The 15393-nt window shown below is 43.5% G+C and carries 29 protein-coding genes; 1 reads left to right on the forward strand and 28 read right to left on the reverse strand.

Going from position 1 to position 15393, the window contains the following annotated elements; genetic code table 11:
* Positions 1 to 158: 158 nt before the first annotated feature.
* On the forward strand, positions 159 to 1169 hold the full coding sequence (gene fbp / locus Q1K78_RS04020) for a class 1 fructose-bisphosphatase (RefSeq protein WP_300174700.1): 1011 nt from the start codon (positions 159 to 161) through the stop codon (positions 1167 to 1169).
* Between the two features lie 83 nt (positions 1170 to 1252).
* Here fbp and rplQ read toward each other — a convergent pair whose 3' ends face one another.
* The 28 genes from rplQ to rpsJ form a co-directional block, all read right to left on the reverse strand.
* A complete protein-coding gene (gene rplQ, locus Q1K78_RS04025) occupies positions 1253 to 1633 on the reverse strand; it encodes a 50S ribosomal protein L17 (protein ID WP_300174702.1) in 381 nt (126 codons plus the stop codon).
* Positions 1634 to 1669: 36 nt separating this feature from the next.
* Complete coding sequence (gene rpoA, locus Q1K78_RS04030) at positions 1670 to 2659, reverse strand: DNA-directed RNA polymerase subunit alpha (RefSeq protein ID WP_300174704.1); 990 nt, start codon at positions 2657 to 2659, stop codon at positions 1670 to 1672.
* Between the two features lie 23 nt (positions 2660 to 2682).
* Entirely contained in the window at positions 2683 to 3303 is a 621-nt protein-coding gene (gene rpsD / locus Q1K78_RS04035; protein ID WP_065592261.1) for a 30S ribosomal protein S4, read from the reverse strand.
* A 31-nt stretch (positions 3304 to 3334) separates the two neighbouring features.
* Positions 3335 to 3724 carry a 30S ribosomal protein S11 gene (gene rpsK, locus Q1K78_RS04040; RefSeq protein WP_005303517.1) on the reverse strand — a complete coding sequence of 130 codons (390 nt, stop codon included), beginning with the start codon at positions 3722 to 3724 and terminating at the stop codon, positions 3335 to 3337.
* A 21-nt stretch (positions 3725 to 3745) separates the two neighbouring features.
* A complete protein-coding gene (gene rpsM, locus Q1K78_RS04045; protein ID WP_060993958.1) occupies positions 3746 to 4102 on the reverse strand; it encodes a 30S ribosomal protein S13 in 357 nt (118 codons plus the stop codon).
* Between the two features lie 149 nt (positions 4103 to 4251).
* Positions 4252 to 4365 (reverse strand): 50S ribosomal protein L36, encoded by a 114-nt coding sequence (gene rpmJ / locus Q1K78_RS04050; protein WP_044583162.1) that lies wholly within the window; start codon positions 4363 to 4365, stop codon positions 4252 to 4254.
* Between the two features lie 27 nt (positions 4366 to 4392).
* Complete coding sequence (gene secY / locus Q1K78_RS04055) at positions 4393 to 5724, reverse strand: preprotein translocase subunit SecY (RefSeq protein WP_300174719.1); 1332 nt, start codon at positions 5722 to 5724, stop codon at positions 4393 to 4395.
* 20 nt (positions 5725 to 5744) lie between these two features.
* Positions 5745 to 6179: a 50S ribosomal protein L15 gene (rplO, locus tag Q1K78_RS04060; protein ID WP_300174721.1), complete on the reverse strand. Its 435-nt coding sequence runs from the start codon at positions 6177 to 6179 to the stop codon at positions 5745 to 5747.
* Positions 6180 to 6185: 6 nt separating this feature from the next.
* Positions 6186 to 6365, reverse strand: coding sequence for a 50S ribosomal protein L30 (gene rpmD, locus Q1K78_RS04065; protein WP_300174723.1), 180 nt, complete (start codon positions 6363 to 6365; stop codon positions 6186 to 6188).
* A 5-nt stretch (positions 6366 to 6370) separates the two neighbouring features.
* Positions 6371 to 6871, reverse strand: coding sequence for a 30S ribosomal protein S5 (rpsE, locus tag Q1K78_RS04070; RefSeq protein WP_300174725.1), 501 nt, complete (start codon positions 6869 to 6871; stop codon positions 6371 to 6373).
* A 14-nt stretch (positions 6872 to 6885) separates the two neighbouring features.
* Positions 6886 to 7239 carry a 50S ribosomal protein L18 gene (rplR, locus tag Q1K78_RS04075; protein ID WP_300174727.1) on the reverse strand — a complete coding sequence of 118 codons (354 nt, stop codon included), beginning with the start codon at positions 7237 to 7239 and terminating at the stop codon, positions 6886 to 6888.
* Between the two features lie 9 nt (positions 7240 to 7248).
* Positions 7249 to 7782, reverse strand: a complete 534-nt coding sequence (gene rplF, locus Q1K78_RS04080; protein ID WP_300174729.1) for a 50S ribosomal protein L6 — start codon at positions 7780 to 7782, stop codon at positions 7249 to 7251.
* 10 nt (positions 7783 to 7792) lie between these two features.
* Entirely contained in the window at positions 7793 to 8185 is a 393-nt protein-coding gene (rpsH, locus tag Q1K78_RS04085) for a 30S ribosomal protein S8 (protein ID WP_300174731.1), read from the reverse strand.
* Positions 8186 to 8214: 29 nt separating this feature from the next.
* Positions 8215 to 8520: a 30S ribosomal protein S14 gene (rpsN, locus tag Q1K78_RS04090; RefSeq protein ID WP_300174733.1), complete on the reverse strand. Its 306-nt coding sequence runs from the start codon at positions 8518 to 8520 to the stop codon at positions 8215 to 8217.
* 17 nt (positions 8521 to 8537) lie between these two features.
* A complete protein-coding gene (gene rplE, locus Q1K78_RS04095) occupies positions 8538 to 9077 on the reverse strand; it encodes a 50S ribosomal protein L5 (RefSeq protein ID WP_300174735.1) in 540 nt (179 codons plus the stop codon).
* A gap of 23 nt (positions 9078 to 9100) precedes the next feature.
* Entirely contained in the window at positions 9101 to 9418 is a 318-nt protein-coding gene (gene rplX / locus Q1K78_RS04100; RefSeq protein WP_300174737.1) for a 50S ribosomal protein L24, read from the reverse strand.
* Between the two features lie 11 nt (positions 9419 to 9429).
* The gene (gene rplN / locus Q1K78_RS04105) at positions 9430 to 9801 is read right to left on the reverse strand and encodes a 50S ribosomal protein L14 (protein WP_012549159.1); all 372 of its coding nucleotides are present in this window, start codon (positions 9799 to 9801) and stop codon (positions 9430 to 9432) included.
* Positions 9802 to 9969: 168 nt separating this feature from the next.
* Complete coding sequence (rpsQ, locus tag Q1K78_RS04110) at positions 9970 to 10224, reverse strand: 30S ribosomal protein S17 (RefSeq protein WP_065592268.1); 255 nt, start codon at positions 10222 to 10224, stop codon at positions 9970 to 9972.
* On the reverse strand, positions 10224 to 10415 hold the full coding sequence (gene rpmC / locus Q1K78_RS04115) for a 50S ribosomal protein L29 (RefSeq protein ID WP_300174740.1): 192 nt from the start codon (positions 10413 to 10415) through the stop codon (positions 10224 to 10226). Before rpmC ends, rpsQ begins: the two co-directional genes overlap by 1 nt.
* Positions 10415 to 10825, reverse strand: a complete 411-nt coding sequence (rplP, locus tag Q1K78_RS04120) for a 50S ribosomal protein L16 (protein WP_300174741.1) — start codon at positions 10823 to 10825, stop codon at positions 10415 to 10417. The genes rpmC and rplP overlap by 1 nt, the downstream gene beginning before the upstream one ends.
* Positions 10826 to 10836: 11 nt before the next feature.
* Positions 10837 to 11535, reverse strand: coding sequence for a 30S ribosomal protein S3 (gene rpsC / locus Q1K78_RS04125; RefSeq protein ID WP_065592270.1), 699 nt, complete (start codon positions 11533 to 11535; stop codon positions 10837 to 10839).
* A 19-nt stretch (positions 11536 to 11554) separates the two neighbouring features.
* Positions 11555 to 11887: a 50S ribosomal protein L22 gene (gene rplV / locus Q1K78_RS04130; RefSeq protein ID WP_012549155.1), complete on the reverse strand. Its 333-nt coding sequence runs from the start codon at positions 11885 to 11887 to the stop codon at positions 11555 to 11557.
* Between the two features lie 10 nt (positions 11888 to 11897).
* Entirely contained in the window at positions 11898 to 12176 is a 279-nt protein-coding gene (rpsS, locus tag Q1K78_RS04135) for a 30S ribosomal protein S19 (RefSeq protein ID WP_012549154.1), read from the reverse strand.
* Positions 12177 to 12195: 19 nt separating this feature from the next.
* The gene (gene rplB / locus Q1K78_RS04140; protein ID WP_012549153.1) at positions 12196 to 13020 is read right to left on the reverse strand and encodes a 50S ribosomal protein L2; all 825 of its coding nucleotides are present in this window, start codon (positions 13018 to 13020) and stop codon (positions 12196 to 12198) included.
* Positions 13021 to 13035: 15 nt separating this feature from the next.
* Positions 13036 to 13338, reverse strand: coding sequence for a 50S ribosomal protein L23 (gene rplW, locus Q1K78_RS04145; RefSeq protein ID WP_065592272.1), 303 nt, complete (start codon positions 13336 to 13338; stop codon positions 13036 to 13038).
* Entirely contained in the window at positions 13335 to 13937 is a 603-nt protein-coding gene (gene rplD, locus Q1K78_RS04150; RefSeq protein WP_012549151.1) for a 50S ribosomal protein L4, read from the reverse strand. Before rplD ends, rplW begins: the two co-directional genes overlap by 4 nt.
* A gap of 17 nt (positions 13938 to 13954) precedes the next feature.
* The gene (gene rplC, locus Q1K78_RS04155) at positions 13955 to 14584 is read right to left on the reverse strand and encodes a 50S ribosomal protein L3 (protein ID WP_300174742.1); all 630 of its coding nucleotides are present in this window, start codon (positions 14582 to 14584) and stop codon (positions 13955 to 13957) included.
* Between the two features lie 12 nt (positions 14585 to 14596).
* Positions 14597 to 14908 carry a 30S ribosomal protein S10 gene (gene rpsJ, locus Q1K78_RS04160; RefSeq protein WP_005417222.1) on the reverse strand — a complete coding sequence of 104 codons (312 nt, stop codon included), beginning with the start codon at positions 14906 to 14908 and terminating at the stop codon, positions 14597 to 14599.
* Positions 14909 to 15393 lie beyond the last annotated feature (485 nt).

Raw genomic sequence — 15393 nt, forward strand, 5'->3', positions numbered from 1 at the left:
AAGTGAGTAATCTCGATACAGAGTTACTTCAATACTCTTAAAAAGTTCTATGTTATAGAATGAATTACAGCAAACAGTAACACAACCATTATAAAAATAAATCAGTACCTAACCCTACTTATCGTTAATATCTAATAACAGAGAATAAAGGAATAACTATGTCTGAAATGAGAACCCTAGGTGAGTTTATTGTTGCTAAACAGCATGACTTCCCTCATGCAAGTGGAGAGCTATCTTCGCTCATTGGTTCAATTAAGTTGGCTGCTAAAATTGTAAACCGTGAAATTAACAAAGCTGGACTTGTTGATATTACTGGAGCTTCTGGTGAAGAAAATATTCAAGGTGAACAACAACAAAAACTGGATCTTTACGCTAACGATAAATTTAAAGCCGCATTAGAAAATCGAGACCAAGTCTGTGGTGTTGCAAGTGAAGAAGAAGATGAAGCCGTTGCTTTTAATAAAGAATTAAATCAAAACGCCAAATACGTTGTTTTGATGGACCCACTAGATGGTTCATCAAATATTGATGTTAACGTCTCCGTTGGTACTATTTTTTCAATATACCGTCGTATTTCACCTATTGGAACCCCTGCGATAGAAGATGATTTTTTACAACCTGGGAATAAACAAGTAGCCGCTGGATACATTATTTACGGCTCTTCAACCATGCTAGTTTATACCACAGGCAATGGAGTACATGGTTTTACTTACGATCCATCATTGGGGGTATTTTGCTTATCTCATGAAAACATGCAGATCCCGAAGGATGGAAATATTTACTCGATCAATGAAGGGAATTACATTCGATTTCCTGAAGGGGTTAAGCAATATCTAAAGTACTGCCAAGAAATAAAACCTGAAGATAACCGCCCATATACTTCGCGCTATATCGGGTCTCTTGTTGCAGATTTTCATAGAAACCTACTTAAAGGTGGGATCTATCTTTACCCAAGTACTCAAGCTTATCCAAACGGAAAGTTAAGATTACTCTATGAATGCAATCCAATGGCGATGCTCATTGAACAAGCCGGAGGTAAAGCGACTGATGGCGAGCAGCGAATTCTTGATATCAATCCAACAGAATTACATCAACGCATGCCGTTCTTTGTTGGATCTAGCAATATGGTAGATAAAGTGCAGAATTTTTTAGATGAGTGGCAAGATTAATAAGAAACGTTAATTTCCACAGAATTCAGATATAAAAAAACCGAGTCCTAAGACTCGGTTTTTTTTGTGAAACTACTTACTGATTACTCAGCTGCAGCTTCTACTTCTGGACGATCTACAAGCTCAATGTATGCCATTGGTGCTTTATCGCCTGTACGGAAACCGCACTTCAGAATACGAGTATAACCACCAGCACGTTGTGCAAAGCGTGGACCTAACTCGGTAAATAGTTTTGCTACTACTTCGTTATCACGAGTACGAGCAAATGCAAGACGACGGTTAGCAACACTGTCAATCTTAGCTAATGTAATCAAAGGCTCAACTACACGGCGAAGCTCTTTTGCTTTTGGTACAGTCGTCTTGATAATCTCGTGACGAACCAAAGAGCAAGCCATATTGCTAAACATAGCTTTACGGTGGCTGCTGTTGCGGTTGAGTTGACGACCACTCTTACGATGGCGCATGACCTAATCCTTCTAACTAGATAATTAGTGAACTGATTAATCTTCAGCGATAGACGCTGGTGGCCAGTTCTCTAGGCGCATGCCTAAAGAAAGACCACGTGAAGCTAGAACATCTTTAATTTCAGTTAAAGACTTCTTACCAAGGTTAGGCGTTTTAAGTAGCTCAACCTCAGTGCGCTGCACCAGATCACCAATGTAGTGAATCGCTTCTGCTTTCAAACAGTTAGCAGAGCGAACCGTTAGTTCAAGATCGTCTACAGGACGCAGTAGGATCGGATCGAACTCTGGCTTTTCTTCTTTCTCTTCAGGAACTCGTACATCACGAAGATCTACAAATGCATCCAGTTGCTCAGCTAAAATTGTAGCTGCACGACGGATAGCTTCCTCAGGATCAAGTGTACCGTTTGTTTCCATATCGATAACAAGCTTGTCTAAGTCAGTACGTTGCTCAACACGTGCAGCTTCAACCGAGTAAGATATTTTATCTACTGGGCTGTAAGTTGCATCGACAAGCAAACGACCGATTGGACGCTCATCTTCTTCAGTATGGATACGCGCTGTTGATGGTACATAGCCGCGACCACGCTCTACCTTGATTCTCATGCTGATTTCAGCATTGTCATCAGTTAAGTGGCAGATTACATGCTCTGGGTTCGCAATCTCAACATCACCATCATGGGTGATGTCACCTGCAACAACAGGGCCTGCACCAGACTTGTTAAGAGTAATGATAACTTCATCTTTACCCTCAACCTTAACGGCAAGGCCTTTAAGGTTTAGAAGGATTTCAAGGATATCTTCCTGAACACCTTCTTTGGTGCTGTACTCATGTAATACGCCTTCGATTTCCACTTCAGTTACGGCACAACCCGGCATTGAAGATAGTAAAATACGACGTAGAGCGTTACCTAGAGTGTGGCCAAAACCACGCTCTAACGGCTCAAGAGTTACTTTTGCGTGAGTCTGGCTAACTTGTTCAATGTCAACTAGACGCGGCTTTAGAAATTCTGTTACAGAACCCTGCATTGTGTCCTCTCTATATTGAAGCTCTACTTAGAGTAAAGCTCGACGATCAAGTGTTCGTTGATGTCGGCAGACAAATCAGAACGTTCAGGAAGACGCTTAAACGTACCTTCCATTTTGCCAGCATCTACTTCAATCCAAGTTGGTTTTTCGCGTTGTTCAGCAACTTCTAGAGCAGCCTTAATACGTGATTGCAGTTTAGCTTTCTCACGAATTGAAACAACATCGTTAGCCGCAACTTTGAAAGAAGGAACGTTAACTACTTTACCATTAACTAGAATAGACTTATGACTAACTAGTTGACGAGATTCGGCACGTGTAGAACCAAAACCCATACGGTAAACTACGTTATCTAGACGACCTTCAAGAAGTTGAAGTAGGTTTTCACCTGTGTTGCCTTTAATACGAGCAGCATCTTTGTAGTAGTTACGGAATTGTTTTTCTAGAACGCCATACATACGACGAACTTTTTGCTTCTCACGAAGCTGAACGCCATATTCAGATAGACGACCGCGACGAGCGCCGTGTACACCTGGAGCGTTATCGATCTTACACTTGGTATCGATCGCACGTACGCCTGATTTAAGGAATAAATCAGTGCCTTCGCGACGGCTAAGCTTCAGCTTAGGACCCAAATATCTTGCCATGTTCTTTCTCCAATATTCCTAAAAACGAAACTTAAACGCGACGTTTCTTAGGTGGACGACAACCGTTATGAGGGATCGGAGTAGCATCAACAATATTTGTGATGCGGTATCCAGCAGCGTTTAACGCACGGATAGTTGACTCACGACCAGGACCAGGGCCCTTAACCATAACTTCAAGGTTCTTAACGCCATATTCTTTGGCCATTTCACCACAACGCTCAGCAGCAACTTGCGCAGCAAACGGAGTAGATTTACGAGAACCACGGAAACCAGAACCACCTGCAGTAGCCCAAGCTAGTGCATTACCTTGACGGTCAGTAATGGTTACGATTGTATTATTGAAAGAAGCATGGATATGCGCTACGCCATCCGCTACTTGCTTGCGAACGCGCTTACGAGCGCGAGTAGGTTGTTTTGCCATTGTACTCTCTACCTTATCCGATTATTTTTTGATCGGCTTGCGCGGACCTTTACGGGTACGTGCGTTGGTTTTAGTACGCTGTCCACGCAATGGTAGACTGCGACGGTGACGAAGACCACGATAACAACCAAGGTCCATAAGACGCTTAATGTTCATCGATACTTCACGACGTAAGTCGCCTTCGACAGTGTATTTGGCAACACCATCACGCAGAATATCAATCTGCTCATCATTCAGTTCACTGATCTTAACATCTTCAGCAATACCAACTGCAGCTAAAATAGCTTGCGAGCGAGTCTTACCGATGCCGTAGATTGACGTAAGTGCAATCACAGCGTGTTTATGATCAGGAATGTTAATGCCTGCTATACGGGCCACTATTCACTCCTAGTACTTTTTCTTAAGAAGAGCCGCAACAAAGCCCGATGAGGATACGTTGCGACTATAACTACTTCTTTTGCACACAAAAGGTAGGCCGAGAATAATACTCGGCCTAACTTAATATATCAAGTAAAAATTTCTGCTAATTAACCTTGGCGTTGTTTATGCTTTGGTTCAACACAAATTATACGCACAACACCGTTGCGCTTAATAACTTTACAGTTGCGGCAGATTTTCTTAACGGAAGCACGAACTTTCATTGCTAAACTCCGTAAATGGGTCTGAAATTAACGGCCGTAGCCTTTCAGATTAGCTTTTTTCAAAACGGACTCATACTGCTGAGACATCAGATGAGTCTGAACCTGTGCCATAAAGTCCATAATAACTACTACTACGATTAGTAGGGAAGTTCCGCCAAAATAGAAGCGTACGTTCCATGCAATCATCATAAACTCAGGGATCAGACAGATAAAGGTAATATACATCGCGCCCGCTAGGGTTAATCGAGTCATAACTTTATCTATATATTTCGTCGTCTGTTCGCCTGGGCGGATTCCGGGTACGAATGCACCAGACTTCTTCAAGTTATCAGCTGTTTCACGCGGGTTAAACACCAACGCTGTATAGAAGAAACAGAAGAAGATAATTGCTGCTGCATAAAGCATTACATATAACGGCTGACCAGGGCTTAACGCCATGGAAACATCAGTTAACCAACCGAATGTTCCTTCGCCATTACCACCAAACCACTGAGCCAATGTCCCAGGGAATAGTATAATACTAGATGCAAATATTGCAGGTATCACACCAGCCATATTAATTTTAAGTGGCAAGTGAGTACTTTGAGCTGCAAATACCTTACGGCCTTGCTGACGTTTCGCGTAGTTAACGACAATACGACGTTGACCACGTTCCATGAACACTACAAAGTAGATAACTGCAAACGATAACACTGCAATTAGTAATAGAAGAAGCACGTGCAGTTCACCTTGACGCGCCTGCTGGATCGTTTCACCAATAGCTGGTGGTAAACCTGCAACGATACCTGTGAAAATAATCAAAGATATACCGTTACCGATACCACGCTCAGTAATTTGCTCACCTAACCACATTAAAAACATGGTACCAGTGATTAAACTGACTGTAGCTGTTAGATAGAACATCATGTCAGGGTTAGAAACTAACCCTGGAATCATGCTTGGTAAACCGGTTGAAATCCCAATTGCTTGGAATGTAGCCAGAACCAAGGTGCCATAACGTGTGTACTGATTAATCTTACGACGACCAGACTCACCTTCTTTTTTCAATTCTGCTAGAGGTGGATGTACTACTGTTAACAGTTGTACAACGATAGATGCCGAAATATACGGCATAATACCTAGAGCAAGAATTGAGGCACGCGACAGCGCACCACCAGAGAACATGTTAAACATTTCAATGATGGTACCCTGCTGCTGTTCGAAAAGATCAGCAAGGACAGCAGCGTCAATCCCAGGAATTGGCACAAATGAGCCCGCACGGAACACTAAAAGCGCACCTATCACAAATAAGAGACGCGATTTCAGTTCAGCTAAGCCGCTCTGAGCACTATTTAATTCTTTTCCTGGTTTCTTTGCCATTGTACCTCATCCTTCGAGGATTATTCCTCGATCTTACCGCCTGCAGCTTCAATCGCAGCTTTAGCGCCTTTCGTTACGCGTAGACCTTTAACAGTTACAGCAGTAGCGATTTCACCAGAAAGTACAATTTTCGCGAACACAATGTTCTTGGTGATAACGTTAGCAGCTTTAAGGCTGTTTAGATCAATTACGTTACCTTCAACTTTAGCAAGCTCGCTTAAACGAACCTCTGAAGTCACTAGGCTCTTACGTGAAGTAAAGCCAAATTTAGGTAAACGTTGTTTTAGAGGCATTTGACCGCCTTCAAAACCGACGCGAACTTTACCGCCAGAACGTGATTTTTGGCCTTTGTGACCACGGCCACAAGTTTTACCTAGGCCTGAACCGATACCGCGACCTACGCGCTTCTTAGAAGCGTTAGAGCCAGCAGCCGGTGATAGAGTATTCAAACGCATTACTGATTACTCCTCAATGCTAACCATATAGTGAACTTTGTTGATCATGCCGCGGTTACACGGTGTATCTTCAACTTCTACTGTATGGTTGATGCGACGAAGACCTAGACCTTTAAGACATAAAATATGCTTAGGTAGGCGACCGATAGAGCTTTTAGTCTGAGTTACTTTGATAGTTTTAGACATGGTACTTACTCCGAAATAGATTCAACAGTTAGACCACGTTTAGCAGCTACCATTTCAGGTGACTTAACACTACATAGACCAAGAATCGTTGCACGAACAACATTAATTGGGTTAGTAGAGCCATAAGCTTTAGCTAGTACGTTGCGGACACCCACAACTTCTAGCACTGCACGCATAGCACCACCGGCAATGATACCAGTACCTTCTGAAGCAGGTTGCATGTACACTTTAGAACCAGTGTGGCGACCTTTAACAGAATGGTGAAGAGTACCTTCGTTAAGTGCAATCGTAAACATATTACGACGTGCTTTTTCCATTGATTTTTGAATCGCTGCTGGTACTTCACGGGCTTTACCGTAACCGAAACCGATGCGACCATTACCGTCACCAACAACTGTTAGTGCAGTAAAGCTAAAGATTCGACCGCCTTTAACCGTTTTAGAAACACGGTTAACAGCAATTAGCTTTTCGTTCAAATCTGTAGCTTGTTGTTGTTCTTTAGCCATCTTCCAACCCTACCTTAGAATTTCAGACCAGCTTCGCGAGCAGAATCTGCTAGCGCCGCTACTCGGCCGTGGTATTGGAAACCAGAACGATCGAAAGCAACATTAGTAATGCCTTTCTCGATAGCGCGCTCAGCAATTAATTTACCAATTACTTCTGCAGCAGCTTTGTTGCTGGTGTTTCCAAGTTGCTCACGGATTGCCTTTTCTACAGTAGAAGCGGCAGCGATAACCTCTGAGCCGTTTGGTGCGATTACCTGAGCATACGTATGACGCGGAGTACGATGCACTACAAGGCGAGTTGCACACAGTTCAGCGATCTTACGACGTGCACGTGTAGCACGACGGATGCGAGATGCTTTCTTATCCATAGTGATACCCTACTTCTTCTTAGCTTCTTTAGTACGCACGATTTCATCGGCGTAACGAACACCTTTGCCTTTGTAAGGCTCAGGTTTACGGTATGAACGAAGGTCCGCAGCAACTTGACCAACTACTTGCTTATCGCAACCAGTTAAAATGATCTCAGTTTGAGTTGGACACTCAGCTTTAATACCTTCTGGTAGAGCGTGCTCTACTGGGTGTGAGAAGCCAAGAGTAAGGCCTACAGCGTTGCCTTTCATAGCAGCACGGTAACCTACACCTTTAAGAATTAGCTTCTTAGTAAAGCCTTCATTTACACCAATAACCATATTGTTTACTAGTGCACGAGCTGTACCAGCTTGTGCCCAAGCATTGGCAACGCCTTCGCGTGGACCAAATACAATAGAATTATCTTCTTGTGAAACAACTACAGCGTCGTTAAGAACGCGAGTCAGTTCACCTTTACCACCTTTAATAGTGATTTCCTGGCCGTTCAGCTTCACTTCTACGCCAGCAGGAAGTACCACAGGTGCTTTAGCAACACGAGACATATCCTACTCCTTAAGCTACGTAGCAGATGATTTCGCCACCAAGACCAGCTTTACGCGCAGCGCGGTCAGACATAAGGCCTTTTGATGTAGAAACAACAGCAATACCAAGACCACCCATAACAGATGGTAACGCGTCTTTCTTCTTGTAAACACGAAGACCTGGACGAGAAACTCGTTGGATTTGCTCGATAACTGATTTAGCTTGGAAATACTTAAGAGTGATTTCTAGCTCAGGTTTGATTTCGCCTTCAACAGCGAATTCAGCGATGTAGCCTTCAGCTTTAAGTAGTGCAGCAATTGCAACTTTAAGCTTTGAAGAAGGCATTTTAACAGCAACTTTATTTGCTGATTGACCGTTGCGAACGCGGGTCAGCATATCCGAAATCGGATCTTGCATGCTCATAAGATTTACTCCAAATGATTAAGTGGCAATTACCAGCTAGCCTTACGAAGACCCGGAATCTCGCCTTTCATGCAAGCTTCACGAACCTTAATACGGCTTAAACCGAATTTACGTAGGTAACCGTGTGGACGACCAGTTTGGTTGCAACGATTACGCTGACGAGATGCACTTGAATCACGAGGTAGAGATTGCAATTTAAGTACTGCATCCCAACGCTCTTCTTCAGAAGCATTTACATCGCTAATTAGAACTTTTAACGCAGCACGCTTTTCAGCAAACTTTGTTACAAGTTTCGCACGTTTAGCTTCACGTGCTTTCATTGATTGTTTAGCCATAACAGTAACCCTTCACCTTACTTACGGAATGGGAAGTTAAAGGCAGCTAGCAGAGCTCGGCCTTCCGCATCTGTATTCGCTGACGTCGTGATTGTTACATCAAGACCGCGTACACGATCAACTTTATCATAGTCAATCTCAGGGAAGATAATTTGCTCGCGAACGCCCATGCTGTAGTTACCACGTCCGTCAAAAGACTTAGCGCTAACTCCACGGAAATCACGTACTCGAGGAAGTGCAATAGAGATTAAACGCTCTAAGAACTCCCACATACGTTCGCCACGCAGGGTTACTTTACAACCGATTGGGTAGCCTTCACGGATTTTAAAGCCAGCAACAGATTTACGCGCTTTAGTAATCAATGGTTTTTGACCAGAGATAATTGCCATATCGGCAGCTGCGTTTTCTAGAAGCTTCTTATCGTTGATTGCTTCACCAACACCCATATTTAGGGTAATTTTTTCAACCCTAGGGACTTGCATGACGCTTGTGTAACTGAACTCTTTGGTAAGCTCAGCGACTACAGACGACTTGTAGTAATCATGCAGTTTCGCCATAGTAGAACTCCAAATTACTTCTATTAGTTAGAAACAGTTTCGCCGTTAGATTTGAAGAATCGCACTTTTTTGCCTTCTTCAAAACGGAAACCGATACGATCCCCTTTACCAGTAGCTTCGTTGTAGATTGCGATATTAGAAGCATCAATTGCAGCTTCTTTCTCAACAATACCACCTTGCTGACCAAGAGCCGGTACAGGCTTCTGGTGTTTTTTAACAAGGTTGATACCTTCAACGATAACTTTACCAGTCTCAAGGACCTTAGTTACTTTACCTTTCTTGCCTTTATCTTTACCGACAAGAACGATTACTTCGTCATTACGACGGATTTTAGCTGCCATCTGACCGCTCCTTACAGAACTTCTGGTGCTAGTGAAACAATTTTCATGAATTTCGCATTACGAAGTTCACGAGTCACTGGACCAAAGATACGTGTACCGACTGGTTGCTCAGTAGTGTCATTCAACAATACGCAAGCATTACGGTCGAAGCGAATGATAGAACCGTCCGGGCGACGAACGCCTTTACGAGTGCGCACTACTACCGCCTTCAGAACATCACCTTTTTTAACTTTACCGCGAGGAATTGCTTCCTTAACAGTAACTTTAATGACGTCTCCGATATGTGCATAACGGCGGTGAGAGCCACCCAGAACCTTAATACACATTACCTTGCGCGCGCCAGAGTTATCTGCAGCGTCAAGTGTACTTTGCATTTGGATCATTGTTAGTGCTCCGCTAAATATTAAAACTAGACCCATCACGGGTCGGGCTGCCTCTTTTAAAAGAGGATGGGATTATATCACCATTCTTTTAATAAAGGTAGTCAAAAAATAAACAGCTCCAACAGAATAGGAGCTGTTTACATATAACGCTATTGAATCAACAAAAAATTATGCTTTTGCTTTTTCAATAATGTTTACCAATGTCCAAGACTTAGTCTTAGATAGAGGACGACATTCATGAATTGCAACTAGGTCGCCTAGGCCACATTCGTTGTTTTCATCATGTGCGTGAAGCTTAGTCGTACGCTTGATGTATTTACCGTAGATCGGGTGTTTCACCATGCGTTCAATAGCAACAACAATAGACTTGTCCATTTTGTCGCTAATTACACGACCTTGCATAGTACGAATTTTCTCGCTCATTATGCGCCAGCCTTCTCATTCAGTAAAGTTTTAACACGTGCGATATCACGACGTACAGATCTTAGAGTATGAGTTTGCTGTAGTTGACCAGTCGCAGCTTGCATACGCAAGTTAAACTGTTCACGTAGCAACTTCAGAAGCTCTTCATTAAGCTCTTCAACGTTTTTCTCGCGTAGATCTTGTGCTTTCATCACATCACCTGCTTAGTTACAAAAGTCGTTTTGATAGGCAGTTTACGTGCCGCTAGGCGGAACGCTTCACGTGCCAACGATTCAGGTACGCCATTCATTTCGTACATTACCTTTCCAGGTTGGATTTGGGCTACCCAGTACTCAACGTTACCTTTACCCTTACCCTGACGAACTTCAAGCGGTTTTTCTGTGATAGGTTTATCTGGGAACACACGGATCCAGATTTGACCTTGACGTTTAACATGACGTGTCATAGCACGACGTGCCGCTTCGATCTGACGTGCAGTCAAACGACCACGGCCAACAGCTTTAAGACCGAATTCGCCGAAGCTCACTTCAGTACCTTTAGCAAGACCACGGTTACGACCAGTCATAACCTTACGGAACTTAGTACGTTTTGGTTGTAGCATCAGTCAGCTCCTTACTTACGGCTTCTACGCTGCTTCTTAGGCTTGTCAGCCTTAGGCTCTACTGCATTAGCAGCTGGCATACCGCCTAGAACTTCACCTTTGAAGATCCAAACTTTAACGCCGATCACACCGTATTGAGTGTGAGCCGAAGAAGTTGCGTAATCAATGTCTGCACGTAAAGTATGTAGAGGTACACGACCTTCACGATACCATTCAGAACGTGCGATTTCAGCACCGCCAAGACGGCCGCCTACTTGTACTTTGATGCCTTGAGCGCCTAGACGCATTGCATTTTGTACCGCACGCTTCATTGCGCGACGGAACATAACACGACGTTCTAGTTGAGAAGCAATGCTATCAGCTACAAGTTGAGCATCTAGCTCTGGCTTGCGAACTTCTGCAATGTTGATTTGCGCTGGAACACCGGCAATTTTTGCTACGCCTGCGCGTAGTTTTTCTACGTCTTCGCCTTTCTTACCGATTACTACGCCTGGACGAGCAGTGTGAATAGTCACACGGATGCTCTTCGCAGGACGCTCGATAACGATGCGAGATAGAGATGCTTTTTTCAGTTCTTTAGTAAGATACTGACGTACCTTGAAGTCGCCGTCTAGGTTGTCAGCGAACTCTTGGCTACTAGCAAACCATGTAGCATTCCATGGCTTAACGATGCCAAGACGAATACCATTAGGATGTACTTTTTGACCCATTTGCTTAATCTCCTAGTCTTTAACGATCAGCTACAACGATAGTGATGTGGCTTGAACGCTTCAAGATGCGATCTGCACGACCTTTAGCACGAGGCATAATACGCTTCATGATAGGGCCTTCGTCTACGAAGATTTTAGCGACATTAAGATCGTCGATATCTGCACCTTCGTTGTGTTCAGCGTTTGCGATAGCAGACTCAACAACTTTTTTAATAATTACTGCAGCTTTTTTGTTGCTGAAAGTAAGAATTTCAAGAGCTTGGTCTACTGATTTCCCACGAATTTGGTCCGCAACTAAGCGAGCCTTTTGTGGAGAAATGCTGGCAAAACGATGTTTAGCAATAGCTTCCATATTCTACCTCCTAACGCTTTTTAGCTTTCTTATCTGCAGCATGGCCGCGATAAGTACGAGTAGGTGCAAATTCGCCCAACTTGTGACCAATCATGTCTTCTGTAACGAAAACTGGTACATGTTGGCGACCATTATGGACAGCGATGGTCAAATTGATCATAGTTGGAATGATCATTGAACGACGGGACCAAGTCTTAATAGGCTTTTTGTCTCCGCTTTCCACCGCTTTCTCTACCTTCTTCAGCAAGTGTAGGTCAATGAAAGGACCTTTCTTGAGAGAACGTGGCATGGCGATTCCTCTTTATAGATTATTTATTACGACGACGTACAATGTACTTGTCAGTAGATTTATTCTTACGAGTCTTGAAGCCCTTAGTTGGCATACCCCAAGGTGATACTGGGTGACGACCGCCTGATGTACGACCTTCACCACCACCGTGTGGGTGATCCACTGGGTTCATTGCAACACCACGTACCGTTGGACGAACACCGCGCCAGCGTGTAGCACCGGCTTTGCCTAGCTCACGTAGCATGTGTTCAGAATTACCAACTTCACCGATAGTCGCACGACCTTCAGAAAGAACTTTACGCATCTCACCAGAGCGTAGACGTAATGTCACGTAAGCGCCATCACGAGCAATGATTTGTGCGTATGCACCAGCAGAACGTGCAACTTGCGCGCCCTTACCAGGTTTTAATTCAACACAGTGAACAGTAGAACCTACTGGGATGTTGCGCAATGGTAGGCAGTTACCTGCTTTGATTGGCGCATCAACACCTGATTGAACTGTATCGCCGGCTTTAAGACCTTTTGGTGCGATAATGTAACGACGCTCACCGTCTGCGAACAGAACTAGTGCAATATTTGCACTACGGTTTGGATCGTATTCTAAACGTTCAACGATAGCTGGAATGCCATCTTTAGTACGTTTAAAGTCAATTAGACGGTAGTGTTGCTTATGACCACCACCAACGTGACGTACTGTAATACGACCGTTATTGTTACGACCACCAGATTTAGAGTTTTTCTCTAAAAGAGGTGCGTATGGCTTACCCTTATGTAGGTCAGCGTTAACGATTTTTACAACGTGACGACGACCAGGGGAAGTCGGCTTACATTTAACAATAGCCATTTTTAACTACTCCTGTTATTCCGCGCCGCCAACGAAGTCTAGGTCTTGACCTTCTTTCAAGATTACGTACGCTTTTTTCACGTCTGAACGACGGCCTTGGCGTGCACCTTGACGTTTGGTCTTGCCCTTAGTGATAAGGGTATTTACAGACTTAACTTCAACTTCAAACAACTTTTGTACAGCTGCTTTAATCTCTTTTTTAGTTGCATTGATTGCTACTTTGAAAACAATAGTGTTATTGCCTTCAGCAGCCATCGTTGCTTTTTCAGAGATATGTGGGCCGCGTAGGACTTTTAGTAGACGCTCTTCACTGATCATGCCAGCATCTCCTCAACTTGCTTGACTGCAGCAGCAGTCATTAGAACCTTGTTAAATGCAACTAGGCTTACTGGATCAATACCAGCAACGTCACGTGCATCAACTTTATATAGGTTACGAGCAGCTAAGAATAGATTCTCGTCTACTTCGCCAGTTACGATAAGAACATCGTTAAGCTCAAGCTCTTTAAGCTTAGCAACTAGCTCTTTAGTCTTTGGTGCTTCAATTGAGAAGTCTTCAACAACGATCAAACGATCTTGACGAACTAACTCAGAAAGAATGCTCTTTAGAGCACCGCGGTACATTTTTTTGTTTACTTTTAAGCTGTGATCTTGTGGTTTCGCAGCAAAAGTAACACCACCTGAACGCCAGATTGGGCTACGAATAGTACCCGCACGAGCTCGGCCTGTACCTTTTTGACGCCATGGCTTAGCGCCACCGCCAGATACTTCTGAACGTGTTTTTTGAGCGCGTGTACCTTGACGAGCACCTGCTGCATAAGCAACAACTACTTGGTGTACAAGAGCTTCGTTAAACTCACGTCCGAAAGTAGTTTCGGATACAGTTAGTGCCGCAGCACCTTTAACCATAAGTTCCATTACATACTCCTAAGACGTTATGCTTTAACAGCTGGTTTAACGATCACGTTGCCACCTGTTGAGCCTGGTACTGCACCTTTAATAAGAAGCAGATTGCGCTCAGCGTCAACACGTACGATCTCTAAGTTTTGAGTAGTACAACGCTCAGCACCCATATGACCTGCCATTTTTTTGCCTTTAAATACGCGACCTGGAGTTTGACATTGGCCAATTGAACCCGGAGCACGATGAGACAAAGAGTTACCGTGAGTCATATCTTGAGTTGCGAAGTTCCAACGCTTAATTACGCCTTGGAAGCCCTTACCTTTAGATGTACCAGTAACGTCTACTTTTTTGATTTCGTTAAAGATTTCAACACTTAGCTCAGCGCCAACTGTGAATTCTTCACCGTTTTCTAAACGGAATTCCCAAAGACCGCGACCTGCTTCAACACCTGCTTTCGCAAAGTGACCAGCTTCAGGTTTAGATACGCGGTTAGCTTTCTTAGAACCACAAGTAACTTGGATTGCGTTGTAGCCGTCAGTTTCAACAGTTTTCACTTGAGAAACACGGTTAACTTCAACTTCAACAACAGTTACTGGGATAGAAACGCCTTCTTCGGTAAAGATGCGGGTCATGCCCACTTTACGACCGACTAGACCAATCATAATATTCTCCCCTTAACCTAGGCTAATTTGAACATCAACGCCAGCGGCAAGGTCTAAACGCATTAGTGCGTCAACAGTTTTATCTGTTGGCTCAACAATGTCGATTAAACGCTTGTGAGTACGAATTTCGTACTGGTCACGTGCGTCTTTGTTAACGTGAGGAGAAGTAAGAACAGTAAAACGCTCTTTACGTGTAGGCAGTGGAATAGGACCACGAACCTGAGCGCCAGTGCGCTTAGCTGTTTCAACGATTTCCGCTGTAGACTGATCGATTAGCTTGTAATCGAATGCTTTTAGGCGAATACGTATACGTTGGTTCTGCATGAGACAGAGCTCCAATAATAAATACACAAATAATATCGCCACTCAATCTCGTAAGAACGAGAGAATGCCGATTGATTTATGTGAAACCATAGGTCCAAAATTAGGACACATTGTCAGTTAACTTATATTAGAATTTAAGCCAATGACAAGTCATTAAAATAAGTTCTAATAATGTTAACCGCGAACATAAGCTGAGTATTCATTCTAAGCACTAACCCTACTCTGTAGGAATCAGCACTCTCCTCGCTGCTCATTGGTTCACAAACTGACTTAAGCCAGTGCGTTGCATTATACAGATCACACTTTTAGATGCAAGCATTGTTTGAAAAACAAACGAAATATTTTTATTTATTTCCTTACGGGCAACAAAAAGGGAAGCCTAAGCTTCCCTTTTTTTAGTCATGCGATTTATCGCAAAATCTTTAAGCTATTAAGCGAAGATTTTAGCAACAACACCAGCACCAACTGTACGGCCACCTTCACGG

Origin of the sequence: uncultured Aliivibrio sp. (assembly GCF_946479765.1) — a bacterium.
Classification (GTDB): domain Bacteria; phylum Pseudomonadota; class Gammaproteobacteria; order Enterobacterales; family Vibrionaceae; genus Aliivibrio.

Coding starts and splice junctions, on each gene's coding strand:
- fbp (WP_300174700.1), top strand. CDS start 159: ATGTCTGAAATGAGAACCCTAGGTGAGTTTATTGTTGCTAAACAGCAT.
- rplQ (WP_300174702.1), bottom strand. CDS start 1,633: ATGCGCCATCGTAAGAGTGGTCGTCAACTCAACCGCAACAGCAGCCAC.
- rpoA (WP_300174704.1), bottom strand. CDS start 2,659: ATGCAGGGTTCTGTAACAGAATTTCTAAAGCCGCGTCTAGTTGACATT.
- rpsD (WP_065592261.1), bottom strand. CDS start 3,303: ATGGCAAGATATTTGGGTCCTAAGCTGAAGCTTAGCCGTCGCGAAGGC.
- rpsK (WP_005303517.1), bottom strand. CDS start 3,724: ATGGCAAAACAACCTACTCGCGCTCGTAAGCGCGTTCGCAAGCAAGTA.
- rpmJ (WP_044583162.1), bottom strand. CDS start 4,365: ATGAAAGTTCGTGCTTCCGTTAAGAAAATCTGCCGCAACTGTAAAGTT.
- secY (WP_300174719.1), bottom strand. CDS start 5,724: ATGGCAAAGAAACCAGGAAAAGAATTAAATAGTGCTCAGAGCGGCTTA.
- rplO (WP_300174721.1), bottom strand. CDS start 6,179: ATGCGTTTGAATACTCTATCACCGGCTGCTGGCTCTAACGCTTCTAAG.
- rpmD (WP_300174723.1), bottom strand. CDS start 6,365: ATGTCTAAAACTATCAAAGTAACTCAGACTAAAAGCTCTATCGGTCGC.
- rpsE (WP_300174725.1), bottom strand. CDS start 6,871: ATGGCTAAAGAACAACAACAAGCTACAGATTTGAACGAAAAGCTAATT.
- rplR (WP_300174727.1), bottom strand. CDS start 7,239: ATGGATAAGAAAGCATCTCGCATCCGTCGTGCTACACGTGCACGTCGT.
- rplF (WP_300174729.1), bottom strand. CDS start 7,782: ATGTCTCGTGTTGCTAAAGCACCTGTGGTACTTCCTGCTGGCGTAGAA.
- rpsH (WP_300174731.1), bottom strand. CDS start 8,185: ATGAGCATGCAAGATCCGATTTCGGATATGCTGACCCGCGTTCGCAAC.
- rpsN (WP_300174733.1), bottom strand. CDS start 8,520: ATGGCTAAACAATCAATGAAAGCACGTGAAGCTAAACGTGCGAAACTT.
- rplE (WP_300174735.1), bottom strand. CDS start 9,077: ATGGCGAAACTGCATGATTACTACAAGTCGTCTGTAGTCGCTGAGCTT.
- rplX (WP_300174737.1), bottom strand. CDS start 9,418: ATGGCAGCTAAAATCCGTCGTAATGACGAAGTAATCGTTCTTGTCGGT.
- rplN (WP_012549159.1), bottom strand. CDS start 9,801: ATGATCCAAATGCAAAGTACACTTGACGCTGCAGATAACTCTGGCGCG.
- rpsQ (WP_065592268.1), bottom strand. CDS start 10,224: ATGAGCGAGAAAATTCGTACTATGCAAGGTCGTGTAATTAGCGACAAA.
- rpmC (WP_300174740.1), bottom strand. CDS start 10,415: ATGAAAGCACAAGATCTACGCGAGAAAAACGTTGAAGAGCTTAATGAA.
- rplP (WP_300174741.1), bottom strand. CDS start 10,825: ATGCTACAACCAAAACGTACTAAGTTCCGTAAGGTTATGACTGGTCGT.
- rpsC (WP_065592270.1), bottom strand. CDS start 11,535: ATGGGTCAAAAAGTACATCCTAATGGTATTCGTCTTGGCATCGTTAAG.
- rplV (WP_012549155.1), bottom strand. CDS start 11,887: ATGGAAGCTATTGCTAAACATCGTTTTGCCAGCATTTCTCCACAAAAG.
- rpsS (WP_012549154.1), bottom strand. CDS start 12,176: ATGCCACGTTCTCTCAAGAAAGGTCCTTTCATTGACCTACACTTGCTG.
- rplB (WP_012549153.1), bottom strand. CDS start 13,020: ATGGCTATTGTTAAATGTAAGCCGACTTCCCCTGGTCGTCGTCACGTT.
- rplW (WP_065592272.1), bottom strand. CDS start 13,338: ATGATCAGTGAAGAGCGTCTACTAAAAGTCCTACGCGGCCCACATATC.
- rplD (WP_012549151.1), bottom strand. CDS start 13,937: ATGGAACTTATGGTTAAAGGTGCTGCGGCACTAACTGTATCCGAAACT.
- rplC (WP_300174742.1), bottom strand. CDS start 14,584: ATGATTGGTCTAGTCGGTCGTAAAGTGGGCATGACCCGCATCTTTACC.
- rpsJ (WP_005417222.1), bottom strand. CDS start 14,908: ATGCAGAACCAACGTATACGTATTCGCCTAAAAGCATTCGATTACAAG.